The 24,891-nt window shown below is 70.3% G+C and carries 31 protein-coding genes; 2 read left to right on the top strand and 29 right to left on the bottom strand.

All coding sequences use genetic code 11. The features are described from left to right. Window positions 1–150: 150 nt before the first annotated feature. From OG413_RS41540 to OG413_RS41510, 7 genes are all read right to left on the bottom strand, one after another. Window positions 151–900: a hypothetical protein gene (locus OG413_RS41540; protein ID WP_266814951.1), complete on the bottom strand. Its 750-nt coding sequence runs from the start codon at window positions 898–900 to the stop codon at window positions 151–153. 151 nt (window positions 901–1,051) lie between these two features. After that, a complete protein-coding gene (locus tag OG413_RS41535; protein ID WP_266814949.1) occupies window positions 1,052–1,396 on the bottom strand; it encodes a hypothetical protein in 345 nt (114 codons plus the stop codon). A 220-nt stretch (window positions 1,397–1,616) separates the two neighbouring features. After that, window positions 1,617–2,021 carry a GNAT family N-acetyltransferase gene (locus OG413_RS41530; RefSeq protein ID WP_266814947.1) on the bottom strand — a complete coding sequence of 135 codons (405 nt, stop codon included), beginning with the start codon at window positions 2,019–2,021 and terminating at the stop codon, window positions 1,617–1,619. Window positions 2,022–2,348: 327 nt separating this feature from the next. Continuing rightward, window positions 2,349–2,972 (bottom strand): hypothetical protein, encoded by a 624-nt coding sequence (locus OG413_RS41525; protein ID WP_266814945.1) that lies wholly within the window; start codon window positions 2,970–2,972, stop codon window positions 2,349–2,351. Between the two features lie 310 nt (window positions 2,973–3,282). Then, complete coding sequence (locus OG413_RS41520) at window positions 3,283–3,633, bottom strand: hypothetical protein (RefSeq protein WP_266814943.1); 351 nt, start codon at window positions 3,631–3,633, stop codon at window positions 3,283–3,285. A 304-nt stretch (window positions 3,634–3,937) separates the two neighbouring features. Then, a complete protein-coding gene (locus tag OG413_RS41515; RefSeq protein WP_266814941.1) occupies window positions 3,938–4,567 on the bottom strand; it encodes a hypothetical protein in 630 nt (209 codons plus the stop codon). 353 nt (window positions 4,568–4,920) lie between these two features. After that, window positions 4,921–5,400 (bottom strand): hypothetical protein, encoded by a 480-nt coding sequence (locus OG413_RS41510; RefSeq protein ID WP_266814939.1) that lies wholly within the window; start codon window positions 5,398–5,400, stop codon window positions 4,921–4,923. Between the two features lie 456 nt (window positions 5,401–5,856). Here OG413_RS41510 and OG413_RS41505 point away from each other — a divergent pair, with 456 nt between their 5' ends. Together OG413_RS41505 and OG413_RS41500 are read left to right on the top strand one after the other, a co-directional pair. Further along, the gene (locus tag OG413_RS41505; RefSeq protein WP_266814937.1) at window positions 5,857–6,285 is read left to right on the top strand and encodes a helix-turn-helix transcriptional regulator; all 429 of its coding nucleotides are present in this window, start codon (window positions 5,857–5,859) and stop codon (window positions 6,283–6,285) included. A gap of 323 nt (window positions 6,286–6,608) precedes the next feature. Further along, window positions 6,609–6,758, top strand: a complete 150-nt coding sequence (locus OG413_RS41500; protein WP_266814935.1) for a hypothetical protein — start codon at window positions 6,609–6,611, stop codon at window positions 6,756–6,758. Between the two features lie 197 nt (window positions 6,759–6,955). On the opposite strand, the gene OG413_RS41495 is transcribed toward OG413_RS41500, so the two are convergent. The 22 genes from OG413_RS41495 to OG413_RS41390 form a co-directional block, all read right to left on the bottom strand. Continuing rightward, window positions 6,956–7,246 (bottom strand): hypothetical protein, encoded by a 291-nt coding sequence (locus OG413_RS41495; protein ID WP_266814933.1) that lies wholly within the window; start codon window positions 7,244–7,246, stop codon window positions 6,956–6,958. Between the two features lie 204 nt (window positions 7,247–7,450). Then, entirely contained in the window at window positions 7,451–7,741 is a 291-nt protein-coding gene (locus tag OG413_RS41490; protein WP_266814931.1) for a hypothetical protein, read from the bottom strand. A 475-nt stretch (window positions 7,742–8,216) separates the two neighbouring features. Then, the gene (locus OG413_RS41485; RefSeq protein ID WP_266814929.1) at window positions 8,217–8,639 is read right to left on the bottom strand and encodes a hypothetical protein; all 423 of its coding nucleotides are present in this window, start codon (window positions 8,637–8,639) and stop codon (window positions 8,217–8,219) included. A gap of 664 nt (window positions 8,640–9,303) precedes the next feature. Then, window positions 9,304–9,891: a hypothetical protein gene (locus OG413_RS41480; protein ID WP_266814927.1), complete on the bottom strand. Its 588-nt coding sequence runs from the start codon at window positions 9,889–9,891 to the stop codon at window positions 9,304–9,306. Between the two features lie 67 nt (window positions 9,892–9,958). Then, window positions 9,959–10,399, bottom strand: a complete 441-nt coding sequence (locus OG413_RS41475) for a hypothetical protein (protein ID WP_266814925.1) — start codon at window positions 10,397–10,399, stop codon at window positions 9,959–9,961. 478 nt (window positions 10,400–10,877) lie between these two features. After that, on the bottom strand, window positions 10,878–11,213 hold the full coding sequence (locus tag OG413_RS41470) for a hypothetical protein (RefSeq protein ID WP_266814923.1): 336 nt from the start codon (window positions 11,211–11,213) through the stop codon (window positions 10,878–10,880). A gap of 581 nt (window positions 11,214–11,794) precedes the next feature. Continuing rightward, window positions 11,795–12,133, bottom strand: a complete 339-nt coding sequence (locus OG413_RS41465; RefSeq protein WP_266814921.1) for a hypothetical protein — start codon at window positions 12,131–12,133, stop codon at window positions 11,795–11,797. Window positions 12,134–12,281: 148 nt separating this feature from the next. Then, a complete protein-coding gene (locus OG413_RS41460; RefSeq protein WP_266814919.1) occupies window positions 12,282–12,677 on the bottom strand; it encodes a hypothetical protein in 396 nt (131 codons plus the stop codon). A gap of 160 nt (window positions 12,678–12,837) precedes the next feature. Continuing rightward, window positions 12,838–13,731, bottom strand: coding sequence for a hypothetical protein (locus OG413_RS41455; protein ID WP_266814917.1), 894 nt, complete (start codon window positions 13,729–13,731; stop codon window positions 12,838–12,840). A 431-nt stretch (window positions 13,732–14,162) separates the two neighbouring features. Further along, window positions 14,163–14,969: an SAM-dependent methyltransferase gene (locus OG413_RS41450; RefSeq protein ID WP_266814916.1), complete on the bottom strand. Its 807-nt coding sequence runs from the start codon at window positions 14,967–14,969 to the stop codon at window positions 14,163–14,165. A gap of 469 nt (window positions 14,970–15,438) precedes the next feature. Further along, on the bottom strand, window positions 15,439–16,689 hold the full coding sequence (locus OG413_RS41445; protein ID WP_266814914.1) for a hypothetical protein: 1,251 nt from the start codon (window positions 16,687–16,689) through the stop codon (window positions 15,439–15,441). A gap of 299 nt (window positions 16,690–16,988) precedes the next feature. Further along, window positions 16,989–17,372: a hypothetical protein gene (locus tag OG413_RS41440; RefSeq protein ID WP_266814912.1), complete on the bottom strand. Its 384-nt coding sequence runs from the start codon at window positions 17,370–17,372 to the stop codon at window positions 16,989–16,991. A gap of 58 nt (window positions 17,373–17,430) precedes the next feature. Further along, window positions 17,431–17,718, bottom strand: a complete 288-nt coding sequence (locus tag OG413_RS41435; protein ID WP_266814910.1) for a hypothetical protein — start codon at window positions 17,716–17,718, stop codon at window positions 17,431–17,433. 243 nt (window positions 17,719–17,961) lie between these two features. Then, on the bottom strand, window positions 17,962–18,363 hold the full coding sequence (locus OG413_RS41430; protein ID WP_266814909.1) for a hypothetical protein: 402 nt from the start codon (window positions 18,361–18,363) through the stop codon (window positions 17,962–17,964). Window positions 18,364–18,693: 330 nt separating this feature from the next. Next, window positions 18,694–19,410 carry a hypothetical protein gene (locus OG413_RS41425; protein ID WP_266814907.1) on the bottom strand — a complete coding sequence of 239 codons (717 nt, stop codon included), beginning with the start codon at window positions 19,408–19,410 and terminating at the stop codon, window positions 18,694–18,696. Between the two features lie 224 nt (window positions 19,411–19,634). Then, window positions 19,635–20,012, bottom strand: a complete 378-nt coding sequence (locus OG413_RS41420; protein WP_266814905.1) for a hypothetical protein — start codon at window positions 20,010–20,012, stop codon at window positions 19,635–19,637. Between the two features lie 336 nt (window positions 20,013–20,348). Then, window positions 20,349–20,870, bottom strand: coding sequence for a hypothetical protein (locus tag OG413_RS41415; RefSeq protein ID WP_266814903.1), 522 nt, complete (start codon window positions 20,868–20,870; stop codon window positions 20,349–20,351). Window positions 20,871–21,078: 208 nt separating this feature from the next. Continuing rightward, window positions 21,079–22,149, bottom strand: coding sequence for a DNA cytosine methyltransferase (locus tag OG413_RS41410; protein WP_266814902.1), 1,071 nt, complete (start codon window positions 22,147–22,149; stop codon window positions 21,079–21,081). A 292-nt stretch (window positions 22,150–22,441) separates the two neighbouring features. Continuing rightward, window positions 22,442–22,840 carry a hypothetical protein gene (locus OG413_RS41405; protein ID WP_266814900.1) on the bottom strand — a complete coding sequence of 133 codons (399 nt, stop codon included), beginning with the start codon at window positions 22,838–22,840 and terminating at the stop codon, window positions 22,442–22,444. A gap of 236 nt (window positions 22,841–23,076) precedes the next feature. Then, window positions 23,077–23,703, bottom strand: a complete 627-nt coding sequence (locus OG413_RS41400) for a hypothetical protein (RefSeq protein WP_266814898.1) — start codon at window positions 23,701–23,703, stop codon at window positions 23,077–23,079. 189 nt (window positions 23,704–23,892) lie between these two features. Next, window positions 23,893–24,132 (bottom strand): hypothetical protein, encoded by a 240-nt coding sequence (locus OG413_RS41395; protein WP_266814896.1) that lies wholly within the window; start codon window positions 24,130–24,132, stop codon window positions 23,893–23,895. A gap of 138 nt (window positions 24,133–24,270) precedes the next feature. Then, window positions 24,271–24,762: a hypothetical protein gene (locus OG413_RS41390; protein WP_266814894.1), complete on the bottom strand. Its 492-nt coding sequence runs from the start codon at window positions 24,760–24,762 to the stop codon at window positions 24,271–24,273. Between the last annotated feature and the right edge of the window lie 129 nt (window positions 24,763–24,891).

Below are 24,891 nucleotides of genomic sequence, written 5' to 3'. Positions count from 1 at the left end.
TCCCTCCAGGACGTGCGGGAATTCGAGGACGTAGCCGCTGGGTGTCGCCTTCATCAACTCCTCCGGGGAGAGCGTGCGTCTGCCGTGCCGGGCCGCTGGGGAGAACATGGCTGAGGGCGGGGCAAGAGGCGCAACCGCCGGGCGGCGGCCCTACGCGTCGGAGGAGTCGGCGCTGGCGTGCTCGTCCGTCTCGGCCATCTCGGTATCGCTGTGGTCTCCGAAGGAGATGCCTTCGATCCGTACGCCGACCTTGCTGAGGGAGGCCAGGTCGTGCGTCTCGTGTTCGAGTCGCACGGACTGCGCCTGGGCCTCCTCGGCGGTCGCGGCGGTGAGGCTGAAGCGGAGGGAAGTGGGGAGCGAGGAGAAGGTGTAGCGGTGCATGGGCGCGAGCGGGCCGACCGTCCGATGCACGGGCCCGGGGCCGGCTGCGGGTTCGGGGGACGGGGCAGGAGCGAGATGCGAGGCGGCGTTGCCGTAGCAGGTGCAGGAGCGTTGCCGGTGGGCTTCAACGGCCCGGTCGTCGTTCTTGCTGTCGGGGACTTGATGGTGCGTGCCGTGGAGGTCGAACACGATGTGGCCACGGTCGTCGGCGGGGTCGGAGGGGCATCCGTCGCCCTGCCATCGCAGGTGGGCGGTGAGAGTGACCTGGTGGTCTCGCGCGAAGTCTTCGATGGCGACGAAGTCCTCCGACCAGGGCCACGATTTGGCCCAGTCGCTGTTCTCCTCATCCACCTGGAAGCCGGTGACGTAGCGCTTGGTGTCCGTGCCCTCGGTTCGCTCGAACAGCAGCGGGTTGAAGAACCGGGCGAGATCGCAGAGGTGCTCCTCTGCGCCGGGACGGTCCAGCCTCACCGGCCGGTCGAAGGTGATGCGGCCCTCGTAGTACAGCTCGTATCCCATAGCGGGTCTCCCTGGTGCAGTTCTGGTCAGGTGCCGTGGAGTGTGGGGCGGGAGAGGGCAAGCCGCACAAGACAACCCGGCGCGGCGGCCCGAGCGGCATGCGGGTGGCCCCGCGCCCGGGGAGCGGAGTCCGGGGCGCGGGCGGCGGTTCTCAGCGCCGGGGGCGGCCGATGCGTTCCTCGCGGGGCAGCATCGAGCGGTCGGGCTTCGGGAACGGGACGGCGCGGCCGTACGCGGCGCAGCGCCATGCCGTCGCCGCCGCCAGGCCCCCGCGGCGGATGGCGGCCTCCTGCACGCTGTGCCGCCATTCCCCTCTCGTCACACGCGTCTTGAGCCAGGGCGCGGCGCGGCGCAGCCCGGACGGGCACGAGCGGGCGAGACGGGAGCGGGCGGCGCCGACGGTGCGGCGCGTCGAGCGCGGGCCGGCCGGGCGGCGGTCGGCGTAGCTCGGCGAGCGGGCCTTGCGGGCACGGTGGGCGCGGAGCGTGGCGGTCATGACGACGTCCTCGAAGATCGTGTGGGCAACAGGGCACGGGAGCGGGACGCCGGGGCCCGGAGGCCCGGCGGCGCGGCGGCGCGGCGGCGCGGCGGTGGTCACCGCTCCCCCCGGGGGGGGCCGACCATGGCTGGCCAGGCCGCAACGGCCGCAAGCCGCCCGCCTGGTTGGCATTGGACCGGGCGGGCGCACTACGCGCCCGTGGCTGCGGGGCGGAGACCTATCCGACACGGGCCATGCGGTCGGCGGCGTCCTCGTTCGGGTCGGAGCGGAATCCGTACCGGGTGTACCAGGCGGCCAGTGCCTCGGTCGGCAGACCGGCGACCCCTCTGGGCCACTCCCCCAGGTCATCCACGGTGAAGGCGGAGCAGGAGAGCGCGATGTCCGCACCGGGGTTCTCGTGGATCACAGCGTTCAGCAGGCGGGAGGCCAACCCACGGCCGCGGTAGTCGGGATGCACGGCGATGTCCGTAATCCACAACTCGTGACCGCAGTCGATGATGTCAACGAACGCGGTCAACAGGTCTCCGTCGTGCAGCAAGAACCAGGTCTCGTTGGCCTCGTCATCGGTTTTGCGGGTGAGGACGCATGCATGCGCGGCGGCGGACTCGGTGTTCTGGGGCATGGCGAAGTTCCCCTCGGTGTGAGGCGGCTGGTGGGCGAAGAGCCGGGGTAGGGCGGCAGCGCATACGGAGGCGCCGGTGGGTGTCCGTCTCAGCGGGCGCGCGGACGGCGGCCCAGTGGGCGGGGCAGGTAGGTACTCATCGCTCGCCCGCTTCGCAACTCGGCGCCGACCCTGACCGACACGTGGGGCAACCGTCGCAATCTGCGGCCGGAGGCTGGCAGAACGCCGCCCGACGGGGCGGCTGAGCGGCCACCGCTCCCCCGAGGCCGGCCCTGTTCCAGCGCTGGAACAGGGCCGGGGAGCGGCCGGACGGCCGGAGCGCGCCGGTCAGGCGCACAGGGCCGGGGTGGCACCCGGGGTGTCGGGGTGGAAGAACACGTCACCAACCAGCCGGGAGTGGAGGGTGACGATGCCGGTGGGCAGCTCCAGGTGGACGCTCACCGTGCGGGTGCGGGCGGCCTGCCAGGCCAGTTGGCGCAGCCACGGGCCGGAGACCGCCTCGGCGTACGTGAACGCGCCGTCACGCACGCTCAGAACGCGGCTGCGGCTGGTGTAGCAGTCGCCGGTGATCAGGCTCGTCTCGGTAGGAGTGAGCCGGTGGACCAGGGCGAACTGGCTGCCCGGCCGGTGCCGGGTGTGCCACCAGCCGGTGACGGTCCGGTCGGTCAGGGTCAGGCCGCCCGTCCGGCCGGGGACGATCCACCGGCCGTCGTGGCGCATCCACTCGACGCCCACGGGGCAGCTGACGCTGTCGCCGTCGCGGAAGGGCGGCAGCGTGGTCTGCGCCCGGCCGGTCCGGGCGAGGGTGAAGAAGTCGGCGGCCGCGGCGCGGGGACCGTCGTAGAGGGCCGGGTGAGCGGGCACGGCCGGGACACTGCACGGAGCGGCGTACGGGGCGGCGTACGGGGCGGTGTACGGGGCGGCGGCCATCGGGTGGGCGGACGCGGGCATGGCAACTCCAGTGCAGGGGTGGCGGGAGAGTGCGAGAACGCGTCCGGCCCGGCGCTTTCACCGGCCTGGGGCTCCACCACCCCGACGGGGTGGGAACCGCGTTCTCGATGCCCGCACACTCACCCGGGAGCAACCAACCCCAGCAACCCCCGGGGACGGCAGAGAGCAGCAACCCGGCAGGGGGCAGGAACAACAACCCGCAGGGACCCTTGGAAGAACGGTTTAGAAAGGGCGAACACCCGCGAGACGCTCGGCAACGGGAATGGCCCGCCCCCGTACGCGGGCGCGGGCCATCCGATGGTGATGCGGGTCAGGTACGAGCGGCGGGCCGGGTCGCCTTGCTCAGGCGGCGGATGGTGGTGGTGCGGGCCGGGGCGCGGGAGAGCGAGATGCGGTCGGCGTACTCGTGTCCCTTGGTGTTGAAGTGGTCGGTGGGCCACGTGTGTGCAGCCTGCTCCGGCGCGGGCAGGTCGTTGAAGTCTCCGTCGAGCAGGGCCCGGCCGACCGGTCCGCGCTCTCCGCACGCCCGGCACCGGTAGAAGATGATCTCCGCGTACCGGTCGGGGTCGAAGCCGAAGGGGGTGAAGGGGTCGGCGAGAGCGAGAGCGGTCTCCGCGTTCATCGTGGTGGCGTCGGACGCGGCGGACGTGGTGGTGGTCATCGGTTCAGCTCCTGCCCGGGAGACGGCGAAAGCCGTCGACGGTGGTTGATGGGGCCGGGCCCGAAGAGCGGGGAAGCGATTCCCTTGGGTGCCCGGTGATCCGTACCGTGGGGCGGCGGCCGGCAAGGCGGTCAAGCAGCGTGCGCGACACGGCCATGGCATGGCGGGACGGCGCGGCCGGGGGCGGTCCCGCAGCGTGCGGCGGACATGGGACGGCGCGGCTGGGCAGAGGGCTGCGGGGCAGGCACACCGACGGCCCCCGGGCCCCGCCGTGGCAGCGGGGCCCGGGGGCCGGAGGAGACGGTCACGGTCGGTGGAAGACCTGAGCGGCCGGGTAGAGGGCGGACTTCCAGTCGGGTGCCATGCGTACGCAGATCAGGCCGTCCTCGCCCGGCTCGTGCCACCGGCCGCCATCGGCGAACTGGGAGATCCTGGCCTCGTGCGCGGGGCTGTCGGCCGGGCGGATGGTGACATGCTGGCCTCCGCGGACGCGTTCGGGGTCGACCGGCTTGCCGGTGAGCCACGGCAGCACGTTGTCCCGGTAGTAGGTCAGGCCGCCTGCGGCGTCGATCATCCGCTTGCCGATCAGGCACCGGTAGCAGGTACCCCACCAGGCGTGCTGACGCTGGCAGGAAGGGCATTCGGCCGTGTGCGCGTCAACGGAAGCGGCGAGTTGCGCGAACGACTCGTCGAGCTGGATGCGAGTTGGGCGCAGTTCCTCGTCGAGCCGGACCAGGTGGTGCGGGCTGGCGTTGCGTGTCGTCTCCTCTCCCTGGCGCTGGAGGACGACGACCGGTCGACGCCCGTCGGGGCCATAGGCGGTGCGCACGACGGTGGCAGGAGTGCGCCCGGCATCACGCGGCTCGAACACCTGCTGGCCAAGCTCGTATGTGAAGCAGGACGCCATGTGGAAGGTCTGCGGGCGGGTAGTCACGTGGTCATCTCCGGTGTGGGTGTACGGCGAACGGTCGCCTCGGTCGTGTGGCGCACTGTGGCCTGGCCCTCAACGGCTCGTCCGCATGGGACGGGGCAGAAAGGTCCCTGGCGGCATCAACACTCCCCCGGGCAAGGGCAAGCCCCGCAACTTCTGGCCGGGAGGCCGGAGCGCGAGGCGGCGCGCCGCGACGGCCGACAACCCGCACCGCCCTGCGGCGGGCGACGGCACGGCAGCACGGGCAGAGGCCACGCGTAGTCGGGGGCGGGCGGCTGCGCGGGCCCGGGCTGCGGCGGGTACGGCAGCAGCCCCGGCACGCGAACGCGCATGCCGGGGCTGCTCAGTTTCACGGGCTACAGGGCGGCTCGGGTCACGGCGACTGCCTCCGCGAAGCGACGGGAGGCGGGGTTGACCGGCCACAGTGGGATGTCGTAGTCGTGCTCCAGCCACCAGCCGGCCGCCGCCTTCAGTGCCGCCTGTGTCTGGGTGGCCATCTGCCCGGTAAGCGGCAGGTACGTGCCGCTGAGGTCGGCGCGTCCGGTGATCAGGGCAGGCCCGTGCAGGGTGTAGGGCAGGATGCGGTCGCGCCAGGCGCAGGCCAGGGTCCACAGGACCGGGTTGGGCTGCTGGCCGAGCACGATGGCGCTGCTGTTCACGTGCACGGACGCGTGGAGGTGGTAGGCGACTGCTCTGACCCCACCGCCAATCTGCCCCTCCAGCCAGTTCTGTTGCTTGTCGGTGGGCAGGTGAAGGGGCGTACTTCCCTCGGAGGGCGTGGTCTTGGTCGGGGTGAACGGGAGCGGGGTGACGTACAGAGCGGAAGGAAGGGTCATGGTCGGGGGCTCCGGGATGGTCGGCGGGCTCACCGGCGGCGCCGTGCCCGGCGCGGCCGATGAGGACTGATATGGGCCGGGGCGAGGGAGCGGGGAATGGGTGGACACTGCTCCCCCGGGCCGGTGCTCCGCACCATGACCAGGCGGTGGCCAACGACCGCAACACCCCACGACCGGCCCACGACCGGTCCGGGGCGGGGCACGGCGGCGCGGTACGGCGGCGGACGGGCGGGGATGACCAACGCGGAGGCCCACCCCGGCGACGGGATGGGCCTCGTGCACGCGGTGCGGGGGCGGTCAGTCCGCTGCCCGCTGCCCCTATGGCTCCGCTCGGCGTCGCGCAGGGCGTGCCGCCGCCCTTTCGACTGAAGCGGCCACCGCCAAGCCGAATCACAGAAACGCCAGGAAAGTTGGCGAACTTGCCATCTTTTATGGCGTTTGCACTATCGTGGTGACATGGACATCAATGAAGGACCGCGCTCGACTCTTGAGCACCTCGGAATGCTCGTACGGGATCGGCGCCTGGAGATCGGATGGAACAGAGACCAGGCCGCCCAGGAATGCCAGTTGTCACCCATGACGTACCGCCGAGTGGAAGGCGGGGAGCCGACCCGCAGCGCCACGTACGCGAAGATCGAGAACAAGTTCGGTTTCGTTACGGGTAGTTGTATCGCATTCCTCGACGGAGCCGACGGCATCCCCATGACTGGCGGAGCCGTGATGACCCCAGCCACGGCCTCGATTCCGTCCGCTCTCATGGAGTCGGAAATCCGCAAAGCGACGATCCTCGCTTCAGTCGCCACGTTGCCGGATCTGACGGTCAGTCAGGTACGGGATCTCAGCGAAGGGATCGTCAAAGAGCTGAAGGTGCGCGGATGTTTGTGAGCAAGCCGACCGTTGACCGCGCCTGGATCGTCAAGAAAGGGCAGGCATCTGCACCCTCGGGACTTCTCCAGAATCGGGAGCAGCAGTCCCTCGGCGGTCTCGGGTAGGCCGTGGACTCCAGGACAACCGTCCCGCTGAGGCGAAGGTCGCCTTTCATCGGGGTCGTCGCGCCTATGCGCGGCCCCGTGCCCTGCTCCGGCGCCGGAGCAGGGCACGGTCGGCCGTCCCGCCTGCTGGAGCCCGCTGGCCCGTGTCGCCTTGGCCCGCCACCCGCCGCGCTGGGGGCCGGCTCATGGCTGCGGTGCGCGGGCACCTGAGACCAGGTGGAGCAGGAGACTGCGGAGGAGTTGTGCCGCGAGTATGGCTCTGATCCGCAGGCCCTGGCGGATGCGCTGACCTCCGCCGCCGAAGCGGATGACGACGGCTACAGCAACGATGCCACAGCCGTGGTCCTGCTGCGACACACCGACTGACGAACCCCAGATCCCGGCTCCTGCCCGTGGGACAGTGCCGGGCCGTCGGCGGTCGTTGGTGGCCCGTACCGTGCGGCGGCGGCCAGCAAGCGCAAGAGGGAGCGGGCGGGGCGATCCAGCAGTGTGCGGCGGGCATGGGACGGCCCCGGCCGCCGTGAGGGCGGGCCGGGGCCGGGGTGAGGCGGGGGCTGGCCCTGCTACTTCCTGGACTTCTCGTCCTTGCGGGCCCGGACCCAGCGGACCAGGACCCGGGGCACCTGGCCCCAGGTGACCAGGAGCAGGGCGGTGAGGGCGGCGAACAGCGTCCCGGCGAGCATGTGGCCGCTCATCAGGTGGGCGACGGCGGCGAGCAGCGTCGCGGCGGTCATGACGCTGAACGCCCTGTGCCGGGTCCGCTCCGAGGTGCCGGGCTTGAAGACCGTGAACAGGGCGGCCAGGGCGGATACCACCTGGAGGGCGGTGATGAGCGTGAACAGGATGTCGGACAAGAGAACTCCTCGCAAAGACAGCAGGGTTCGGCCGTGCTGGCCGTGCACCGGGCGGGTGGCCCGGGTGCTGGGCGCACCGTGGAGCGGGGCCGGGCAAGCTCCGCAACTCGCTCCGCCCCGGGCCGTGATTCGGCCAGCCGGGGCGGGCAGTGCGGACGGCCCCGGCCCGCTGGTGCGGGCCGGGGCCGGTGAGAGATGGCAGCGTCAACGGCGCGGGGCCGAGCGGTGCGGCTGCGCCGACCGCCGCCGGACCAGACGGTGCACGCCCTCCACGAAGCCCGCGAGCAGGGCGGCGGCTGCCAGAACTGTGATGGCGAGCCAGTAGACGTGAGCCAGGGCGAACAGCAGTGCGGCGGGCACGAGCGGCACGGCGACCATCAGGAAGCGACGAGGGGAGGCAGTGCCGCGGACGCTGCGGACGAACCCGTGTACCGCGATGGCGTCCGCTGCCAGTACCAGCAGAACGCCGACGATCAGCATCGGATGGTCGAACACACAGACTCCTTGGAGCGTGAGGGGCGGGGCGGGTGGAGGCCGGGCCACGTGGGGGCGGGAGGGGGCCGCGTCCCGCGCAGCCCGGCCGAAGCCGGTCGCTCACGGCGCACGAGAGGGGGTTCGTGGCGGGCGTTCCGGCTGCGCCGACTCTGACCTGCGGACGACTTAGCCCCACAACCCCTTCCGCGCAGATGGTCCCGGCGGCCGGGGCGCAGCCGTCGTCCGGGTTGCCGGAGCGGCGGCGGTCGACGGTCCGTGCTCGGTTGCGGGCACGGGACGGCCCCGACGGGGCGGACGCGAAAGGCGCACCGCTGCGGTGGGGTGGGCCTCGTGCGGGCCGGGGGCGGAGGTGGGGGATGTGGTCAGCCCCGCAAGCCCCGGCAGGCCGCGGGCGGGGGCGGGATGGCGACGGCCCGCCCCCGGGGATCGGGAGCGGGCCGGGGATGCCTGGGCGCAGCGGAGCGGCGGACGGGCTCTACTTCGTGCGGGAGTCGAGGACGGCGGGGGCGTTGCGTACGGCTTGCCGAGCCATGTCCCGGACCATGCGGATGCCGAGGACGTCGGCGGCCAGGCGGAGGGTGACGTCGTTGAACAGGGCCAGTTCCGGCCAGTCGGCCTTGGCGACGGCGAGCTCGGCGTCGGTGAGACGCTCGATGCTCCACGCCGAGGGGGCGGCGCTGTCGATCACGCGGCGCTTGGACATCTCGGCGTCGATCGCGGTGAAGTCCTCCACGAGCTTCGCGGCGATGTCGTCGCGGTCCTCCATGAGCTGGACGTCGAAGGCGATGCCCTTGCCCTTGCGCCTTTCGGACAAGTGCCGCTCAAGGCTGGCCTGCCACGCGGTGATGTTCGTGCGCAGGGCGGCGAGCGGGGAGTCCAGGTCGGGCTTCTCGTACACGATGCGGTTCCTAACTTCGGGGTCAGACCGGTTGCCCGTGGTGGGTGCGTGCACTGTGAAGTGGCGGCCGACAAGCCGCGCAAGCGGCGGCTAGGGGATAGACACGTCGTCGGCCCGCCCCCAGGAATTGCGGGGCGGGCCGACGGTGGTTATCGGGGCGCGGGTGGGTCAGTGGCCGGTCGGGGCGATCAGGAGACGGCCGCTCCGGACGAGTTCATGCGTGCGCTGGGCGGTGTGCAGGCGGGACAGTTTGGTCCAGAACCGGTACAGGTGCGGCTGGTCCGGTCGGGAGTACTGCGGCGGCGGGGCGACGTAGCCGCCGGGCGCGGCCGTCCATCTCCACCCGGCGGGCTCCGTCTTTCTTCTTGATCATGGGGGCCGTTGGTTCCTGGTCACGGCGTCACCAGGAACCAACGGCCCTCATGGCGCAAACAGGACAACAACCCCCACGTCACCCCAATACCTGCACACCCCAACCGTCCGCACACAACCGGCACATTATCCCCGGCCCCGGCACCGGCACGTGCGGCGGCGCCCGGCACGAAGAGCGGAGCCAGGCACGGCGGCACCAACTGCTGTCCCCGGCCCGCGCACAGGGACGCGACCGGGGACAGAAGAGAAGGGGGTGGTGGTGGGGTTGGTCAGCGGTCGTCGAGCTCGCGCATCACGCCGTGCAGGGCACCGCCGTATCGGCATCGGCGCCGCCGCTGGTGAGGGCTTGAAGGAACCGTACTCCCTGGTCCCAAGCAGGTACGCAGTGTTCACGCGTGGAGGGAGCGATGCCCACGGTGGCGAGCAGAAAGGCGGGGTCGGAGTGGTTCTTGAAGTGGGTGGAGACATCGATCGGGCTGGGCAGGATCAGCTGGCCGCAGGTGGTGTTCGGCACGAAGGATTTCACCTTCTGCCAGCCAGGCACGCCGAGCGGGCCGAGGGAGTATGGGTTGCGCTTGGCGGGCTCGGAGGCGGGGCCGATGGCACCGAGCGCGGCCATCCACTGGTCATCGTGGACCCGACGTACCGTCACGGACAGGTTGCCCGTGCGCGCTCCGATGCGGACTGAGCCGCTCAGGCAGATGGAGCAGATGTTGCGGGGATGCTGGCAGGACGTGAAGTCGAAGCCTTCGCTGTAAGGACTATCGTGCGGGCGCGTCTCACAGTCGGCGAGGGCGGACTTCAGTCCGGTCCAGAGTCCCGATGCGACGAGTGTGGAGAGCAGAGACTGTTTGTGGTGGTAAGTCGGGGTGGCGGGCACGGCGGGCTCCTCTCAAGCGGTGAGCAAAGGGGCGCGTACAGCGCAGGGGAGGCGAGACTGATGGTCATCACTTCTCCCGGGGTCGGTGACCGCACTCTGAGGCGGCGGCCGGCAAGACCCGCAAGCGGGTGCCCTCACCGCACAGGCCGCGCCCCGCCCCACAACTTCGCACCGCGGCGGCCAGGAGCGGCGGACGGCGCAAGGGCACGGGCAAGAGGCCGCGTGGAGCGAGCGGCGGCGCGGGCCGCGCGGCCAGAGTGTTGACCGGCCACAGTGGGATGTCGTAGTCGTGCTCCAGCCACCAGCCGGCCGCCGCCTTCAGTGCCGCCTGTGTCTGGGTGGCCATCTGCCCGGTAAGCGGCAGGTACGTGCCGCTGAGGTAGGCGCGTCCGGTGATCAGGGCAGGCCCGTGCAGGGTGTAGGGCAGGATGCGGTCGCGCCAGGCGCAGGCCAGGGTCCACAGGACCGGGTTGGGCTGCTGGCCGAGCACGATGGCGCTGCTGTTCACGTGCACGGACGCGCGGAGGTGGTAGGCGACTGCCCTGACCCCACCGCCGATCCGCTCCTCCAGCCAGTCCTGTTGCCTGTCGGTGGGCAGGTGAGGGGGCGTAGAGAGTGAACTTTGTCGGCGCGAACGGGAGCGGGGTGATGTACAGGCCGGAAGGAAGGGTCATGGTCGGGGGCTCCGGGATGGTCGGCGGGCTCACCGGCGGCGCCGTGCCCGGCGCGGCCGATGAGGACTGATATGGGCCGGGGCGAGGGAGCGGGGAATGGGCGGGCACCGCTCCCCCGGGCCGATGTGCCGCACCATGACCGGGAGCCGACCAACGACCGCAACACCACCACGACCAGCCCACGACCGGCCCGGGGCACGGCGCGGCTGGGCACAGCGACGCGGTACGGCGGCGGACGGGCGGGGATGACCAACGCCAAGGCCCACCCCGGCGACGGGATGGGCCTCGTACAGGCGGTGCGGGCAGGGGCGGTCAGTCGGAGCTGTCCTGGTCGGGGCTGTTCCCACGCCGGTCGCCCCGGATGATGTCCCCCTCGATGTAGGTGATCATCGATCCATCAAGGGCGCGCATCGTGTAGTAGACCGGCGACTCCGCCCAGACGGCGGTCCAGCCCGCGGTACGCAGGGCAGCAGCAACGGTTCTGTCTCCCCCCGAACCCGCAAAGAAGCCGTCACCCGCAGCACCGTCCCAGTTGGGGCCGTAGGGGTTGCGGGCGTGGCTGAGGATGCGGAGGACGTCGTCGGCGGTGCGGGCCGACTCCAGCTCCTTGTGCTGTTGAGCGATCACCGTCCAGAAAGTGTCGGGCATGGTTTGTCTCCTGAATCCATTGGTGTGCCTCTTCGGCTGCGCCGACGATGCCGAGCAGGCAGCCAAGCCACGCAACCCTCTGCCTGGCGCGCCGGGGGCGGCCGGTGAGCGCGCCGGCGTCAACGGTGGCGGCGGGGGTAGACGATGCCAAGCCGGTGCCAGACGAGGGGCCTTCCTGCGAACTGCGGGTGTCGGGACGGCGCGCCGTGGGCTGGTGGCCGGGCGGGTGCGCCGTGAGAGCGAGGTGCCGGTGGCTCGACCGCAGGGTGGGGTAGTACGGGAACATCCCCTTCCGGCCACACCGACACGGCCGCGGGGCGGGGGCTCTGCCGCACAAGGCCCGGCGGCAGGCCGGGTGGTCAGCGGCCCGAATCCGGGTGGGTCGAGTGGCGGGGGGTTCGGGCATTCCCTTGATTCTCCGGCCGTCCAGGCCCAGCAACGCACGCCCGCGAACGAGGTGCAGGACGGTGAGAGCCGTGAAGCATGAGCAGCAGAGTCATCGGTTGGTTCTCGGTGGGTTGAGACCCGCCCCGTCTTCGGGGCGGGTCTCGGGCTGAGCGTTGGCCGTTCCCGTCGGTGCGTCAGCCTGCGATTACGGCCTGGACTGCGGTGACCACGAGGTTGGTGTCCGTGGCAAGGTCACTGTGGGAGGACCGGTAGATTTCGGTGAAGCGTCCGCCGTCCAGGCCGTCGGGGTAGAGTCCCGCTCCCCAGCCTCGGTGCTCGGCCGGACGGTAGTGGAGTTCGTTCTCCTTGGACTGGCCGCTGACTCCGGCGACCAGGATGACTCCGCCGTCCTCGACGGGAACGACGAAGTAGTCGCTGGTGCGGTCTCCGTCCGCGTGGGCGCGAATCTCCGCGCGGCTCAAGGCATTCAGCAGGAAACGTCCTGCGCAGAGAGCGAGATTGCACGTGGGCATGGTTAGTCCTTTCGTCGTGTGGAGAGGTACGGCAGGACCATGCGCGGCGTCGGGGCTAGTGCCACAACCGTGCCAGCCGAGCGGAGTCGGGAAGGTTGCAGACGGTGGAGGCCCACCCGGGTGGGGTGGGCCTCGTGTGAGCGGACGGTCACTGGGACGGGATGGTCAGTAGATGGCGCAGCCGGTCCAGGCCGGTGGCGCTTCGGATGCGGCGTTCGTGCTCTGCCCGGCGGTCCTGGGCGCGGCGGTGGCTGGTGTAGGGGAGCTGGAAGTCATGGGCCAGAGTGCTGTTTTGGTCCTCCATGCGGGTGGCTTGCTCGGTGGTGATGTACGCCTCGGTGACTTCCTCGAAGATCAGCCGGGCGGTGCGCTGGGGGCAGCCGTTCAGGATGGGCTCGGCGTCCGGGCCCTCCTCCTCGAACGAGGTGATCGCGGTGGTCACGAAGTCGAGGTGTGCCGGGTTCTTGCACTGGGCTGCCGTGGCCCGTAGCCGTTCCAGAACGTGCGGGAATTCGAGGACGTAGTCGCTGCGTGTCACCTTCATGAAGCCCTCCGGGAACGTGTGTCTGCCGCGCCGGGCGCTGCCGGGCAGGTGTTACCCGAGAGGGGGAAGGGGGGCCGTTCCCTCCGCGCCGCTGGCCCGAACATCGCTGAGGGCGAGGCAAGAGAGGCAACCACCGGAGAACCGAAGAGGCGGGTGCCCCTCAGTGCCGGGGCTCCGGGTTCTCGGCGGGGCGCTGCGGCACGTACCGGGCGTTCTCCACCACGATCGCCTGATCGTCCGGGTCCTGGATGAACACCTGCCGCTTGCCCCGCAGGTTCTCGACGATCTTTCGGATCTGGTCGGCGGGTACCCCTTCGTGGCGGAGCTCACCGGAGAGGTACAGGGTGTGCGGGACGTCGACCACGTTGTCGACGGTCGGAGGAACGGGGCGCAGCTCCCGCGCCTGGCACTGCCGGACTCCGTCCGCGCCGTGCTCGTCGGCCTCGACCGCACGGACGTTGTAGTGCCCGGCAGCCCAGTTCACTACGGCGCCCTCGTACTCAGGCAGGACGTATGTACGTCGTTCCTCGGGCTGGTAGTAGGTACCCCGGACGATCACCCGGTCGCCGGGCGCATACCGCTCCGCCTCTGGCTTCTGCTCCGTCGCGACCTGGGCGGCCGTCGCCGGGGTCAGCCACACCTCACCCCGGACGTCTCGGTACACGATCCGGGCGGTCCCGGCGGACTCCGACATCTCTCGTACGGCCTTGCGGCCCTCGCCCATCATGGCGTTGTTGATCTCCCGCAAAGCCTCCGGCGACGGGATGCGCTCCGGGGTGCCGCGGTTCATCATCCGCATGTGCCAGCGCAGCGGCCGCAAATCCGACAGCAGCGGCGCGTGCCGCTCCCCGCCCAGTCCCTCGACGGCGGCGCATGCCTGTCCGTCAGCAGCCCACACAACACGCAGATATCCGTACCCGCCCGGGACGAACTCCCGTCCCTCATCCGTCTCCACGGTCCAGCCCGGGAACTGGACCAGATCACCAAGGGACAGCCCCGAATCCTGAATCTGCTGCGCCGCGGGGTCGGTGCGTCGGGTGGCTGACAGTTCCATGAGGTACTCCTTCAGTTCGAGTGACCGGCGTTACTCTCGCCGGAGTCGGGGACCAGGACGTCTTACGTCGTGGTTTTTGCACTTGTCGGACCGGTCCATCGCGCGGGCACGTCAGGCGGTCGGGACTGTGCGCCCTGCGTAGCAGGAGGGCAGTGCGGGTGGTGAGGAAGCCTTCCGGCAGCACCGACACTGCCCCGGGCGAGGCCAAGCCCCGCAATCCCTAGAGGACTGACGCGGTTCCGGGCGGGGCGAACACGGGACGGGGGCCCGGCTGGATGAGGTCCCGGCGCCGGGGGAGCGCGAAGCCGCCCGTCCCGCCGGGAGGGCGGAACGGGCGGTACAGGATGCGGGGCGGGAACGGGAGTCGGGCCCCGTCGCCCTGCTCACAGCGGACCGTCGTAGGGCGGGCCTAGGCGTGACGGCGCTCAGGTCTACGACTGATCGGTGGCTTCCTCTGTGTCTGCGGCGTCAGCGTAGAGATAGAGCAGTTGGGCCTGGATACGCAGTCCCGTCGGTGACAGAAGGTAGCCATCATCGAAGTCCGCCTCATCCAGGACGCGCAGGTAGCCAGCTCGGCTGATCAGCTCGCGGAACTGCTCCCCGCGTTCACCGGCCGCGTTCTGTACTCCGCGGGACACCAGAGCTGCCAGGATTCCGCCTGGGCGCAGGAAGCGGTAAGCCTGCAGGACGTGCTTGATGGCCAGGTCTCGCCGGTGGGGCGGATACATGACGACGGCGTCGTAGGCGGGCTGGGCGGTCACCGTCAGGAAGTCCGTGGTGGTCACGTTGCGTGCGATCCCCGCGCGGGTGATGTCTGCGGCGCGGTGGATGTCGATCTCGTAACAGTCAACGGCGTGTCCTAGAGCCGTGCCTTCGGCTGCAAGGACTCCATGGCCCGCAGAGGGCTCAAGCACCTCCGACTCCGGTTGTACCTCATCGAGGCCGGCCCAGAGGGTTTCCGCGATCGACTGCGGACAGGACACCACGCCGCGGTCGGGCCGGTTCACCGCGCACCGGAGGTCGAGGATCTGACTGACCAGCGCAGCGGCCTGCCCGAACGGGAACAGGTCGGAAAACACGTAACTGCGGTGCCTCACGCTCCAGGTGGCCCCGGACCGAGTAAGGACCTTGTGAGCCCCCTCCGCGCCCACCGGGTCGGCGTTCGTACGCAGACGAACCATGGGGCCGTCACAGGCTGCGTGCTGAAGCTCTTTGAGCGTGGCCCTTGAGATCTGCATGACGATATTCCCTTTCTAGATAGTGGGCCGTGGCGGTCACCTCGGCTCCGGGGGCTGACTGTGGGGCAGGTTCGGGCAACCCCCGCAACCACCGGACCCGGCCGGCTGCGGTGCAACGGGCCGGTTGAGAGCTGCGTTCTCGATGTCCGCACACCGGCCTGGGTGCAGCCAAGCCGAAGCCGCACAACACGCAGGGCTGGCGCGGTGCCGGGTGTGGTGTGGAGCGAGGCGGACACGGGATCGGCTGGCTGGACGAGGGCCCGGCGCCGGGGCAACGCTGTGCAGGTGGATAGGGAGGGCTTCCGGGTCGTACAGGTCGACCTCCCAGTTGGCGGTGCGGATGGCGTCGGCAATCGCGCGGTGGCGGTCTTCTTCCGCCGCCTGGCGGTGGCGTCTTGAAGCGCGGCAGGCGGAGGCGGGCACGCAGCGGCCTCCGGCTCCTTGGAGGGCGAGACCGGAGGGCGCGGCGTCAACTGGCGGGCGCGGCACTGGGATACGGGATGAGGGCATCCGGGGCCGGGTTGTTTTTGTTCCAGGGGCGGCTGTGGGTGCGCCAGAGGTTCTCTTCGGGGTTCCAGTGTTTTACGCAGACGTTGCTTACGCCGTTGGCGGAGTCGTGGTAGCGGAAGATGGAGCGGAAGGAGACGCCTTCCTCGTTGGCGGCGTTGTCCCGGGCTTGGCGGGCCACCTTGTATGCCTCCTCCTCGGTGAGGCAGGGTGCGTGCGCGCTGAGGCCGGGACCTGCCAGTTCGATCTGCCAGGGGGCGTGGCGGAAGGAGTTGCCGGGGGTCGAGGCGAGGATTTCGGCGAGCGTCTGCGTGGTGGTGCAGTTGGCGATCCACTGACGGGCCTGCTCCTGAAGCCAGGGCAGCAGGGGGCCTGTGGCCTGCTCACGCGGATGGAGGAGGAACGTGGAGTCATAGAGGGTGGCGAGGCGGGGATTGTCAGGACAGGTGATGTGGACGCTATTGCCGCCGAGCCAAGAGAAGTTGAAGCGGGTCCCGTCGGCGGTGATGTCCTGGTACGTCCATGGTGCCCAGTCGGCGACTGGCCGTGTGACGATTCCGGCGTTGCGCCACTGCTCGGGCCCCTGCGGTGCGTTCCAGACCTCACGTGCGGTGGCGGCGAACCAGGTGGTCCAGGCGCCCCAGGTGCTGTCGGCCTTCACCTGGGTGGGCAGGTGGCGGATCGTCCAGGCGGTGACCGAGTCACCCGTGCCGTCGCCGTAGCGGGCCGAGTCCGGAACTTGCTGGGGTGCGTGAATGCCGAGGTGTTCCAGTACCCCGGTGGTCCAGCCGTTGGTGCGGCGGTACAGCCAGTCGGTGGTGACGTCGGTGGGGGTGCGGTCATCGGCGGCGAGGTCGATTATCGGCTGCCAGTCCATGCTGTTGGCGGGGAGAGGCTGGCAGTGCTCGGTGAGGACTGCCTCGATGAACGGGCCCCCCTGGTAGCGGATCTGCACTCGTCCGCTGAACTCGTAGGTGGTCCACGGGTGCTCTGCGAAGTTCCGGCCGGTGGTGATCTCCCTTCCTTCCCACCAGGCGTCACATGCGTCGCGTAGTGCGCTGAGGGTAAAGGGCAGCTCGCCGACGCTGATCCGGTCGGGGTAGACACCCCAGTGCGGGACCGTGCTCCCGGCGCGGATCGTGATCTGGGTGCTGCTGTTCCAGGTGAAGGTGAGATCGGCGCGGTCATGGTGGTACATCAGGGTGGCAGACACAGCAAATTCCTTAAGGCCGGTGGACACGGGTGGCGGGCGGGTCCCGGGAGAGGTTGGTGGTCACCGCGCCCCCGGGCCGGTGGCCGCACCATGGCCTGGCGGCCGGCAAGGCCCACAAGCGGGAGTCAGCACCGCAGACGCCGCGCCCGCGCGCCTCACAGGTCAGGGAGTCGGGTGGAAGACAAGCGCGGGAGTTGGGGCGTTCGGGGACGGGCTGGTCGGGAGAGCGCGAAGCGGCCCGCCCCGGTGGGGGCGGGCCGCTTCGGGTGCCGGTATAGGGTGTTCAGCTGTTCAGCTGTTCAGCACCGACAGTCAGCCGAGAATGGGGCGTTGCAGCCAGGTTGGCAGGTGGACCGGCGAACGCTGCTGAGCAGGACGCGGACGGCGTTGGTGCCCTTGGCGTGGCAGGGATGTCTGGCGTCGTTGCCGTGGATGACTTCGGCGCGCAGGACCTTGCCGCTGGTGCGGCCGATGACGATGGAGCCGAACGCGCCGTGGGGTCCGACTGAGTTGAGGACGATGCGGCGGGTGCGACCGTGCGGCTGGCCCCAGGTGGGACGCAGACCCTTCTCTTCAGCGAGGCGCACGATCGCGGCCGTGTAAATGGTGAGTCCGGTGAGATCCATCGTGGTTTCGGCTGCGACGGGGATGGGCTCGGGGACAGGGGCGAGGGCGGTGCTCAAAGCGGTTGACTCCGAGTTGTAGGGGTGGCTGTGTCGGGGGGCGGCCGGGCGCCGCTGGTCAGGAAGAGGCGCGGGCGGGGCAGCTGCACAAGGCGTCGTGGATGGCGCCGCCTTGGGTCAGGTGTTCGGGGCTCGTGGTGGCCCGAGCCCGGCCGAGGTCGTCACGGGAGCGGGTGCCCGCGGACACTTCTGCTTCGACGAGATAGAGGCATGCGCAGTCGCCCCAGCGGGCAGCGCTGCGGGCAAAGGCGAGTGCCTCGGCGACACTGCGCCGGTAGTCGGGGCCGAAGCGGGTGAACGCGGTGAGGGCGTCGATGCGGGCTTGTGCGGCTGTCGAGAATGGCACGGCAGAGGCTCCGGAGGGTCGGTGGCATTCGGCGGCACCGGCAGGGAATGGTTGTCACCCGCCGGTTGGCCGTACTCTCACCCGGCGTCTGGCAACACCCGCAAGGGCCCCTCCCTGCATTCACTGGCCCGCGCGCCGAGCCCGGTGCCAGTGCACGGGACCGGGCCCGGAGGCGAGCGGGGAGGAGACAGCGATCCGGCCCCGCTCCCGGAGGAGGCGGGGCCGGAAGCGGGGTGAGTAGGGTCAGCGTTCGCGGATCTGCTTGGTTTCCGTAACGGACAGGAGGTAGGCGGGCAGCGTCGGCCGGTTCTCGACCATTGCGCGGTATATGCGGTGGACGCCATCGATCAGGAGGACCGCCTCAGCGCCGTCGAACTCCATCGTGGCGATGATCACTGGTCTGGCGAGGTCGGTCTGCATCGCGTGCTCGACGTTGAAGTGCGACTGGTCCGGACCGAAGACTGGGCACCAGGACGCGCCCTGATAGTCCGGGCCCAGCTGGTTCAGGTGGTAGGCGTCCGCCCAGGCGGCGACGGAGGTCGGCAGGGGGGTGTGGTGAGGCTGTTTCACGATGGTCAGGGCGCTGTCGATGTTGAACACCCAGCCTCCGTAGCGGAATGTCTGGACGTGGGTGGAAGTGGTCACGCGCGGTCTCCTCGACTCGGCTGAACGACTGGGGCGGTGCGGCAGGTATTGGCTGGTCACGGCATCCCCCGGCGCTTGTAGGTGGTCGAACCGTGGCCCGGTGGCCAGCAAGCAGCGCAAGGACCGGTTCCGGGCGGGTGGCGGGGCGCGGCGGGCATGGGACGGCCCCTGCCTCCCTGCGCGGGAGACGGGGGCCGGGGATGTACAGCGGGCTGCTGCTGGTCAGCGCGCGGCCCCTTAGCCCCTACTTCGCGAGTGACTTGAGGATGGCGGGCCCCGTTGCCAAGCGGGTGGTGGAGACGGGCCTAAGGGGCGGAGCTCCGCGGGCGGTCAGGCGCCGGGCTGGCCGAGGAGAACGCGGCCGCTGCGGACGAGCAGGTGCGTGCAGTCGCTCGTGTCCACGTCGGTGGGGTGGGTGATGTGGGCGGTGTGGAGACGGGACAGGCGGGTCCAGAACCGGTACAGCTGGGGCTGGTCCGGGCGCGAGTAGCGCGGCGGCCGGGCGGCGTGACCGGTGGGAGCGGCGGCGTTAGGAGTCATCTCGGCTTCGACCGCGACCCAGGCGCGCTGGTACTCCTCGTCGATGCCGAAGATCCGGTAAACCGTGTAGACACCCCAGTCGTCGGCGTGATCGCGGCCTGTGCCGATCTGGTCGGCCAGGGTCTGATCGTGGCCGTCGGGGTCGAACGGCCAGTCGGTGAACGAGCAGTGGAGGGTGCAGGCGGGCAGGTCGGGACGCAGATCGATGCCCTGGCGGCCGCGTCGGCTGACTGGGGCCTTCGAGCACTTGAGGTACTCGCGCACCCTGCTCGCGTCACGGTCACGGCCACGGTCAGGGGTGGCGGTGGTGGTGAGGGGCTGTCCGCTGGCAGGGTGGATACCCTGGCCGAGCAGGGCGCGGACGTTCGCGTTGCCCGCCTTGGCGGGGATGTGCGGGTACCGGGGCGTCCTCCTCGGGGTGGTAGCGGGCGCCGTGACAGTGGCTGTGGCGAGGGCGGGCGTGGCGATGGACGGGACGGCGGCCGGGGCGGTCGTGGATATGGACATACGGGGTCTCTCCTTCGAACACGCGGGCGGGGCGGGTTGGGGAGTTGGTTGTTGTGGGCCGGGGTGGGGGTTGAGTGGCCACCGCCACCCCGGCCCACCGCACACTGACCGCCGGCGCGGCTACCCCCACAACCCCCCGCCAATCAGCGGCACGGGGTGGCGGGGGCGTCTCACCGACCATCGGTGTCGTGGACCAGGCCGCAAGAGCAGCCCGCAGGGGTGCGTCAGGAATCGGCTGGAGGCGTTACGTCCACCCGGAGGGCGCGCCGTGTCGCCGTGTTCCTGCTCTCAACTCGCCACACCGTCCAGCCCTCCTCGGCGAATGTGGCGGCGATGGTGTCGAGGGCCGAATTCCGGGCGGATCGCACGCTCCGGGAATCACGGGACCGCATGCCCCGCTCGTCCTGGGCGCCGTTGATGAACCAGGTGATTTCCAGCGTCCGGCCCAATACGGGCCACATGAATGCGCCCTGGGGACCTTCCTGGCTGTGCCATTCCCGGTACAGCATCTTGCGGCCTGGGACCGTGGCTACTCCCACTTCAGCGGCTCGCAGGATATTGAGGGCCTTGACCAACATCGGGTGCTGTGCGTCCTCGGGCATGGCTCCAACCGCGTCCAGCTGCGGTCCGTCGTCACTCGGCTTCAGCGTAGGGCTGCTCACAATGGGTGTTCCTCTCTAGCGTCAACGAATTCCGGCGTGCTCACGCCCGTGCTCGGCGCCGTGAAGTTGCGGGCAGGTCGGGCATGGCCTGGATGGTGTCGGCGTGATGCGACCTCCGGTCCGGCAACCACACTCTGACGGTGCGCAGGGCAAGGCGTGCCACCCCGCATCGGCCGGCGGGACGTCGGGGCTCGGGCGGGCGGCGGGGCGTGGCATGGGGCAGCCCCCGGCTGCCTCTGGGGGCGGCCGGGGGCCAGACATGAGGGATGTAGTTGGTCAGGACGGGGTGGTGGCAGGCAGGCGGGGAGCGATGTATGTGCGGCCGCGTTGGTAGTGCGGGATGGGGTCCCCTGCCGGTACCAACACCCGGTGCGTAGGTTCGAGTTCGCTTCCGTCTTGGTGGTAGACAGGTCCGTCCGGGTCTTCGTGTTGGGCTTCCCACTCGCGCAGTTCATCGTCGGTCAGGCCCTTGGGCGGGGTTGTGCCTCGGAACCGGTCCTCGGTGATGCCGAGCAGTGTCTTCTGGGTGGTCGTCAGTTCCAGAATCTCGTGCACGGTCGCCGCCTCCACCTTGAAGGCTTCGGGCTGCTCAATGTGTGCGAATGCGGTCTCCAGCTCCTCAAGGCATGCGCGGAGGCGATATTGCCAGTCCGTCGGCATGGACTGCATCAGTGTCCTGTGTAGCACCAGGTAGTTGCTGTAGCTCAGGCTGAACCACTCGTGGACGGGGCCATCGGTCGGGTTCTGGGCAGGGTGGACGTTGACGGGGGCTGCGGCTTCGGCGTCGGGGGTGCTCATGGGCGGGCCTCTGGATGCTGGGCGGGTTGGGTTCGGCTTCAGGGAGCCGGGTTGAGTGGCGCCGCTCCCCGGGGCCATCGGAACCGTGATGCGTGCCGAGGTAACCGCCGCAACCCCCTGGGGGCGAGGCCGAGCTGGGAACGCGGCACGGCCCGCCCCTTGTGGTTCGGGGCGGGCCGTCAGGGACGCTTCCCAGAGGACTCCACGGTCAGGCTGCCGCTGCGCCAGTGCGGGCGGCCAGTTCTCGGGCCATCGCCCGCCGGATTACTGCATCCGCCAGCGCAGGCGGCATTGCGTTGCCGATCTGCTCGTACTGTTTGGTCTTGGGGCCCTGGAAGGGGTGGTCTGGCGGGAAGGTCTGGAGCGCGGCGGCGTCGGCGACGGACACTCGGATCATGTCCTTGCGGCCTCCGCGGTAGGCGGGTAGCGAGTCGGCGTCCACCAGGCGGGTGTCCGCGATCCAGCGGCCTGCGTCACGTTCTCCGTACAGGGTGGCCCGGCTTCCGGAGCCGCCTACGCAGGAGGGATCCGGGCCGCCCGCCGCTGTGCCCACCGCGACGGTGAGCGCCGGGCGGTGCGTCATTCCCCAGCCGATTCCCTGTGCCATCGACACCCAGGGGCGCAGGGCCAGGTCCCCGCCGTTCTGCTCGGTAGTGCGGCTGTAGCGGCGGTGGGTGGGGGTGGGTAGCGCCGCCTCGTCTCCCAGTCGGGCCACCAGCACGGCGCGCGAACGGGTCTGCCAGACGCCGTGCTCCTCCGCGTGCAGGCGGGTCGTCACCACCGTGTAGCCCTCGGCTCGCAGGATGTGCGCCACCGCCTCCCACACCGGCAGCACAGTGGGTACCTGCTCCAGCATCACGGTTCGGTAGGGGCGTCCGATGTCCAGGGCTTCAAGGGCCCACCGCAGGGGCTCCAGAACCAGGCCGGTACGTTCGTCGTCCAGGGTGGCGAGGCCGGAGCGGATGTCCTTCCTGGCAGCGAGCAGTGAAGCGAAGTGCAGCACCGTGTCCAGGGCCCGGCGCCCGGCGCCCTTACCGCCGATGGAGTACGGCTGGCACGGAGGTGAACCGATCAGATCGGTGGCGGTGGGGAAGTCGGCGGGGCCGTACGCGCGGACGTCGCCCTCCACGGTGCCCAGCCCGGCGGCCCGGCGGGTCTCGCAAGCGGAATGGTCGTTCTCGATGCCCGTCACTGGGAGGCCGAGCCGCTGTGCGCTGACGTCCCATCCTCCCGGGCCTCCGAACAGGTCGACTATGTCGACCACTGGCTCATCAGGCATGGCTGGTTCCTCGCTTCCTGGTTCTCTGTCACCGGAAGCGGAACCCCCAGGTGAGCTGACGGAGCCAGGAAGTCACGAACGGGGACAAGCGCCGCAAACAAGCAAGTGCGGTTGTGATAGGAGGAGTTTGCGGGCTGTCCACGCGCCGACACCCGCAACTGCCACGCGCAGCTGAATGGCGGACCGACGACGTGGTCGGCCTCGACCGGGCCGCTGGGGAGGCCGTTGACCCCGGCTCCCCCGTGCCGCGGGTGCACTGGGGAGTCGGGGTCCAGGGGTGGGGCGAAGAGGGTTAGATGTCGATCTCTCCGTGCTTGTCCATGACGTCGAACAGGGCGCTCATCCGCAGCGCGTCGTACTCGCTGTGGATGGTGTGCATGCTCTCGTCCTCGCGCTGGCCGGGCGTGAGGGTTTCGGCCCGGGTGCGGGCTTCGGCGTACACGATGTCGTCGGCCGTGCGGCCGACGGCGCCGGGGTTGGTGTAAGCGAGACGGGCGTGGACGAGGGTGAGGTGGCGATTGGCGATGCGGAGCGCGGCGGCCGGTCCGGTGGTGGTGTAGACGATGACCTGGGTGGGGTTCTGCGCGTCATCGACGGCCGAGTCCTGGCAGTCGCCGACGGCGGGAGGCTCGGAGGTGAGATTCGCGGCCTGGGCAGTGAACTTGTGGACGCGCAGCGTGTACTTGAGCATGAGGAGATGGGCCCTTTCCGGGCTTGGGAGCAGTGGAGGTGCGGCGCTCGGCCGCGATGCGGGCACCATGGCGGTGTGACGGGTTAGCTGGGCAACCACAGAGGCGCGGGGCCTCAACAAGGGGCGCTGGGTTGGCTGAGCGTGAGCGGCACACGGGCGTGGGTGGGGCGACAGAACGCGATGGCCCCGGCCGTCCGCGTGAGGCGGACGGCCGGGGCCGGATGGGGCGCTGGAGGTTAGACGGGGTCAGCGATGGGTTCGAGGTAGGGCCAGAAGGGCATGTCGCGGGCGCCTTCGCAGGTCAGGACGTCGATGGTCTCGCCGCTCTCCAGGCGGCCGCCGCTGAATCCGGTGGGGCTCCGGGTGCCCTGCCACCAGGAGTGGGCCAGGTCGTACGCGGCCTCCTGGGAGGGGGCGCGGACCAGGAACCGGTAGGTGCGCTCCTCGCTGGTCTGCATCCATAGCCGGTAGACCCGGCGTGGTCCGGGAACACCCCGGTCTCCCCCGGCGGTGAATGCTGTCTTGATGGCGTGGCGGCAATGGTCGGTGTGCAGGGCGGTGACGTCACCGCGGTTTCGGCGGTGGATGAGTCGCAGTTCGTCCAGGTCGCCTACCGCGATCGTGCGGCGGGTGCGCTGCGCGTCGGCAACGGGGCGCACCACGCCCGCGCGGTCCTCCCTCTGCTCTGGGGCGATGAGCGCAGTGCGGGTGTGCGGGTCGTATCCGTGGACGGTGTAGCGGGTGGTCAGTCCAGTCCGGGGCTCGACGGTCGCGGCTGTGCCGATGCCGGATGGGGTGGTGCCGGTGACGGGCTGCTCGGCCCAGGAACAGTCGGGGTACATGTCCGGCGGAGGGGTCAGCATGTGGGTGGGTGTCCTTCCGTGAGGGGCGGCCGGCCTGGATACCGGCGCGGGATCACGGTCAGGGCCCGGCAGGCAAGCCGGGCAATTCCTGGAGGTGATTGCGGCAGGCGCGGGGCGATGTGAGGGCGGGCCAGGCGTGCGGCCCCGACACCGCGCGCGGGCGGGGGCCGGGGCCGAGAGAATTCGCGGTCAGTCGCTGATCTTGATGGCTTCGCTCGCGTTCGTGCGATCGTCGGTCACGGGGCGCCAGTCGTCCCCGATGTCCAGGGAGTTGTTGAGGTCGCTGGCGCACTGGCGGCACAGGCTGATTGCTTCGGCCTCGGCCTTCTCGACGGCCAGGGTGGCAATCTTGTTCGGATCTGTTTCGTCAGTGGTGACCGTGACGGTGATGTTCGCGATGCCGGTCAGCGGCACGTTGTATGTCGCCATGAACGCTTCCTTCGGCTGGGCTGGGATCGGGTGGAGGAGTGTGGCGGGCCTGTGCGTTACACCCGCAAGCGGTGGCAGGCACCGGCCCTGGCGCTGTTGGAGTGCGAGGCAGACAGGGACAGGACACGGTGGTGGGGTTCAGGAGTCATCGGCGCGGAAGGCGGCGACGGATGGGGCGCTCGCTGCCGAAGCCTTGCCGAGGCGGAGCGCCGCATCAGAGTTGAGGGCATGCACGTGGCGGACCCAGCCGGTCAGCTCGTCCGAGACGTCATTGTCGGCGGGTTGCTGTCTTCCGGGCAGGGCCGTCAGGGCGACGACGCTGTCGGGGGATTCGTTCCACCGCACACCGATGACGGTCCATTCAGGGACAGCCGTCTCATCGGGGCTGCCGTCGCGCTCGACTTCGCTGGCCTCGGCGAGGCCCTCGGTGAAGCTGTAGCCGGGGCGCGCGGTGGTGGGTACAACGGCCTCATCGGACTGCGTCGCTGGCTGCTCCCCAGTGGCACGTGATGCGGGGACGAGCATGCCGAGGAGATCGCGGGCGTCGACCCGGTAGTCGGCCTCGCGTTTCGCCTCCTTGGTGATCGACCTCAGCCAGCTGACAAGTTCGGCGAGTTTGGTGTGGGCCACTGTGTCTCGATTCGTCGGGCACCTGGTGGCTCTTGTCGGGTCGCACAAGGCACCGGTGCTGAGGAAGCGCGGCGATCAGCCGCGACGCGGAGCACCGTGCCGGCATCATGGGCTAGGTCGGCAAGACCG

The sequence above is a fragment of the Streptomyces sp. NBC_01433 genome (assembly GCF_026340105.1).
GTDB lineage: Bacteria > Actinomycetota > Actinomycetes > Streptomycetales > Streptomycetaceae > Streptomyces.
The sequence above is the reverse complement of the archived record's forward strand: the minus strand, read 5'-3'. Positions and strand labels throughout refer to the sequence as shown.